The 1,930-nt window shown below is 69.7% G+C and carries 1 protein-coding gene; it reads left to right on the plus strand.

The window, feature by feature from the left end:
- Positions 1–48: 48 nt before the first annotated feature.
- On the plus strand, positions 49–1,930 hold a 1,882-nt coding region (locus tag VHK87_RS05560), incomplete at its 3' end, for a PHP domain-containing protein (protein WP_329633905.1).

Genomic DNA, 1,930 nt, shown 5'->3' on the forward strand with positions numbered 1-1,930 from the left:
CCTCACCCTACCCTCTCCCCGCAAGCGGGGAGAGGTCGAGGGCTCCCCATGACCCGCTACGCCGAGCTCCAGACCACCACCAACTTCTCGTTCCTGAAGGGCGCCTCGCACCCCGGAGAGCTGGTGGCGACAGCGGAGGGGCTGGGGATGGCCGCGATCGGGATTTGCGACCGCAACACCCTGTCGGGCGTGGTGCGGGCCTGGAGCGAGGCCAGGCAGCGCAACATCCGGGCGCTGACCGGCTGCCGGCTGGACTTCGCCGACGGGACGCCGAGCCTGGTCTGCTATCCCTCCGACCGGGAGGCCTACGGGCGGCTCACCAAGCTGCTCACCCTCGGCCAGCGCCGCTCGAAGAAGGGCGAGTGCCAGCTCACTTACGAAGACTTCGCCGCCCACGGCGAGGGGCAGCTGCTGCTCCTCGTCCCGCCCGCGCGGCTGGACGAGGCCTTCGAGCGCGACCTTGCCAAGGTCGCCGGCGACTTCCGGCGCAACGTCTGGCTCGCCGCCTCGCGGCCCTACGGCGCCCGAGACCTCGTGCGGCTGTCCCGGCTCTCCGAACTGGCCCGCAACGCGGGCGCCCCGATGGTCGCCACCAACGACGTCCTCTACCACCGGCCCGACCGGCGGCCGCTGCAGGACGTGCTGACCTGCATCGCCGAAAAGACCACCATCCAGGAGGCGGGGCTGCGGCTCCAGGCCAACGCCGAGCGGCACCTGAAGTCGCCCGCCGAGATGGCCCGCCTGTTCGCCCGCTTCCCGGACGCTGTGGAGCGCAGCCTGGAGGTTGTCGAGCGGGTGGGGTTCGACCTCTCCCAGCTGCGCTACGAATACCCCGACGAGCCGGTGCCCCCCGGCAAGACGGCGATCCAGCACCTCACCGACCTGGCCTGGGAGGGCGCGAAGTGGCGCTATCCGGCCGGCGTGCCGGAGAAGGTGAAGGGCCTCATCCGCCACGAGCTCCACCTGATCGAGAAGCTCGACTACCCCAACTACTTCCTGACGGTGCACGACATTGTCCGCTGGGCCAGGGATCAGGGGATTCTCTGCCAGGGCCGCGGCTCGGCGGCCAACTCTTCGGTCTGCTTCTGCCTCGGCGTCACCGCGGCCGACCCCACCAAGCCCGACCAGGACCTGCTCTTCTCCCGCTTCATCTCCGAGGAGCGGAACGAGCCGCCGGACATCGACGTCGACTTCGAGCACGAGCGGCGCGAGGAGGTGATGCAGTACGTCTTCGAACGCTACGGCCGCCACCGCGCCGCCATCGCCGCGACGGTGATCCACTACCGGCCGAGGATGGCCATCCGGCAGGTCGGCAAGGCGCTGGGCCTGACCGAGGACATCACCGCGGCCATGGCGAACACCGTCTGGGGCAGCTGGGGCCACGAGCTGCCCGAGGGCCACGTGCGCCAGGCCGGCTTCGATCCGAACAACCCGGAGATTCGCCGCGCCGTCGCCCTGGCCTCCGAGCTGATCGGCTTTCCCCGCCACCTGTCGCAGCACGTGGGCGGCTTCGTGCTGACCAAGCGGCGGCTGGACGAGACCGTGCCGATCGGCAACGCGGCCATGCCCGACCGCACCTTCATCGAGTGGGACAAGGACGACATCGACGAGCTCGGCCTGATGAAGGTCGACGTGCTGGCGCTCGGCATGCTGTCGGCGCTGAGGAAGAGCCTCGACTTCATCCGCAAGGAACACGGCCGCACGGAGATTCAGGACCTGGCCCAGATCCCGCAGGAGGTCCCGGAGGTCTACGACATGCTCTCCCGCGCCGACTCCATCGGCGTCTTCCAGGTGGAGAGCCGGGCGCAGATGTCGATGCTGCCCCGCCTGAAGCCCCGAAGGTTCTACGACCTGGTCATCGAGGTGGCGATCGTCCGACCGGGGCCGATCCAGGGAGATATGGTCCACCCCTACCTGCGCCGACGCGAGG

It is taken from the genome of Phenylobacterium sp. (assembly GCF_036263695.1).
GTDB lineage: Bacteria > Pseudomonadota > Alphaproteobacteria > Caulobacterales > Caulobacteraceae > Phenylobacterium.